Source organism: Sulfurimonas sp. (genome assembly GCF_026991475.1).
GTDB lineage: Bacteria > Campylobacterota > Campylobacteria > Campylobacterales > Sulfurimonadaceae > Sulfurimonas.
In genome coordinates this window covers 1-2,956 of record NZ_JALXBK010000123.1, presented here as the reverse complement: position 1 = coordinate 2,956, position 2,956 = coordinate 1, and the positions used below count along the sequence as shown (strand labels likewise).

The 2,956-nt window shown below is 33.7% G+C and carries 3 protein-coding genes; 1 reads left to right on the top strand and 2 read right to left on the bottom strand.

The window, feature by feature from the left end; translation table 11 throughout:
* The coding region (locus MV589_RS10705; RefSeq protein ID WP_297434715.1) for an HDOD domain-containing protein at positions 1–581 on the bottom strand (581 nt) is incomplete at its 3' end.
* 138 nt (positions 582–719) lie between these two features.
* Here MV589_RS10705 and MV589_RS10700 point away from each other — a divergent pair.
* On the top strand, positions 720–2,429 hold the full coding sequence (locus MV589_RS10700; protein ID WP_297434713.1) for an ABC transporter ATP-binding protein: 1,710 nt from the start codon (positions 720–722) through the stop codon (positions 2,427–2,429).
* A gap of 29 nt (positions 2,430–2,458) precedes the next feature.
* Here MV589_RS10700 and MV589_RS10695 read toward each other — a convergent pair.
* A partial coding sequence (locus MV589_RS10695; RefSeq protein ID WP_297434711.1) for a sulfite exporter TauE/SafE family protein occupies positions 2,459–2,956 on the bottom strand: 498 nt, incomplete at its 5' end.

Sequence of the window (2,956 nt, the reverse complement as noted above, 5' to 3'; positions counted from 1 at the left end):
CCCCAGTGATTAAATACTTCTGCAGTTACTTCAGAGCTACTTACATCGACATAAGATTTTTCTAACTGTGCAAGATTATTTGAAAACTCAACCTCAGCTTTAAAACTCACATCTTCATCTTCTTGAATAATATCACTAGCAATTAAAATTTTCCCCGTCTCTTGTAAAAATGCCGCAAGATAGAGATCATCAGCCTTTTGTTTATCTACTTTTTCATACCATTTCAGCATCAAAGTTGCTTGCATTTCAGAAACCTCAGCAAACTTTTCACTAGTAATGCCATAAGGCTGCATATCTACATTAAGTAGTTTTCGCACAGAATTTCCAAGAGCAATCGAGCGTGTCATACTCATACCAAAAAGTGAAACGGCCTGCGCCACATTTTTTATCTCTTTTCCAAAACCGTACAGAGGAGAGTTTGCATTTTTAAGAAGATTTGCAACTATCATAGGATCATGTGAAATTACTTTTGCAAGTTCCGCAACACCAGCCTCCTCATCAGCATAGACTCTGTTAATGTCTAAAATAGTTTTAGAAAGCGGAGGAAGTGATTTGATACTTTCAACGATTGAACTCTTCATAAAATATACCTTATAATTTTTTTCTTATTATATCAGTTCTTTACTGATATATTGTTAGCAGAAGCACCTCTTTTGGTTAAAATTTCTGTGTAAGATTATATATAGTAGAATAACACACTTAAATTAATCGGAGCAATATTGAAAGAGATTATTAAACGGTTTTGGCCCTATATAAAAGAGTATAAACTTTACTACATGCTTGTTGTTTTTGGTGGTATTCTTATTGTCATCTCAACAGCAGCTACGGCACAAATCATGAAGCCAATGATGGATGATATGTTTATTAAAAAACAAGAAGATATGCTATATATAATTCCTTTTGGTCTTATTGCCATCTACCTTACAAAAGCTATTGGAAAATATATACAAACTGTATTTATGGAGTATATTGGGCAGAGTATCATTACTCGTTTTCGTGAAATACTTCTGCATAAAATGATTTCACTGGATATGGCATTTTTATATACGAACAGAAGTGGTGAACTTATTTCACGCATCACAAATGATATAGGTCGTATCCAGTACTTTGTATCAAATATGCTGCCAGATATGTTTCGAGATACTATTACGGTTATTACCCTTATTGGGTACATCATCTATCTAAACCCCCTACTCTCATTCTATACACTTATTGTTGTACCTTTAATTATCTATCCACTAATGCGTATAGCAAAAAAACTAAAAAAATACTCACACCGTTCACAAAGTAAAAATGCCGACCTCGTTTCACGATTAACTGAAGTTTTTAACAATAGTGAAATTATAAAAGCCAACAATACTGAGAATTTTGAAATCAAAAGATTTAGCCTTGAAAATTGGAAATTTTTTAAAATAAATATGAAAGCAATTTATGTGGGTGCTTTAGTATCTCCCATAATGGAAATAATTGCTGTAATCGGTCTTGCTGCTGTTGTTTATGTGGGTGGTAGAGAAGTATTTGATGGAAAAATGACTGTTGGTGAATTTACTGCATTTTTAACTGCTGTAGGACTTGTATTTGAGCCTATTCGTAAAATAGGTGCTATATACTCAAAGATTCAAGATGCACTTGCTGCAAGTGAGCGTGTCTTTGAAATAATAGATACTCCAAACAAAATAGTTGATGGAGAAAAAGAGCTTCAAGCTGACATTAAAGAGATAGAGTATAAAGATGTTGTTTTAAAATATGAAGATACAAATCTACTTGATGGTGTAAACCTCAAAATAAGAGCTGGTCAAAATATAGCACTTGTAGGTGACAGCGGTGGTGGAAAATCTACTTTTGTAAATATGTTACTACGTTTTTATGATCCTGATGAGGGAGCAATACTCATAAATAATACAAATATAAAAGAGTTTACACAAAGCTCTATAAAACATCACATTGCCCTTGTAACGCAACGCATTTACATTTTTCAAGACTCTTTAGCTGCAAATGTTGCTTATGGAGAAGAAAATGTTAATGAAGAAAAAGTAATAGAAGCCCTCAAACTAGCAGATGCTTATGATTTTGTACAAGAGTTAGAAAATGGCATACACACAATGATGAGTGAAGCAGGTGCAAATCTTTCAGGTGGACAAAGACAGAGAATAGCCATCGCAAGAGCCATCTACAAACACGCATCTCTACTCCTTTTTGATGAAGCAACATCTGCACTTGATAATGAGAGTGAAAAACGCATACAAAAAGCACTAAGTGAATATACAAAAGATAAAATCACCATTACCATTGCACATAGATTAAGCACGATTGAACATGCAGACAAAATCTTAGTCTTACAAAAAGGAAGCATAGTAGCAGCTGGCACACATAGTGAACTCTTAGAGAGTTCAGAAGTATATAAAAGACTCTCTGGGCAGTTTAAGTAAACGCAGACCCTCTGCGTTTAGCCTCTTACTTATTTATCTTTCAATTTAACAGAACAGCAGTCTCTCAATGTTTTATGTGGATTTGATATATAAGTATAACCGTTATAAATAGTAAATGTTCCATATAAAATAACCGCGACCGAAGAGAGGCTCATCATCATATTTCTAAAATTTGTTGCAGATGCAAGTGAAGATAAAAATCCAAGTGAAAACATTGCAGGAATAGTACTTATACCAAAAATAAACATGACAAGTGCTCCAGAGAGAGGGCTTGCTGTACTTGCTGCGGTAATGGCAAAGAAGTAAACAAAACCACATGGAAGCAGACCATTAAGCATACCTAGCACAAAAAAACTGACATTTGATTTTGAGTGGAGTATTTTCTGAAATGATTTTTTATAAAAATTTGAAGAAGATATAGAATGTTCTATAATTGTTAAAAATTTTATTTTTCCCATTAAAGAGAGACCTGCAAGTATCATAGCAACACCAGCTACAATTAAAAGCACTGCGTTTGCAGTGTTGCT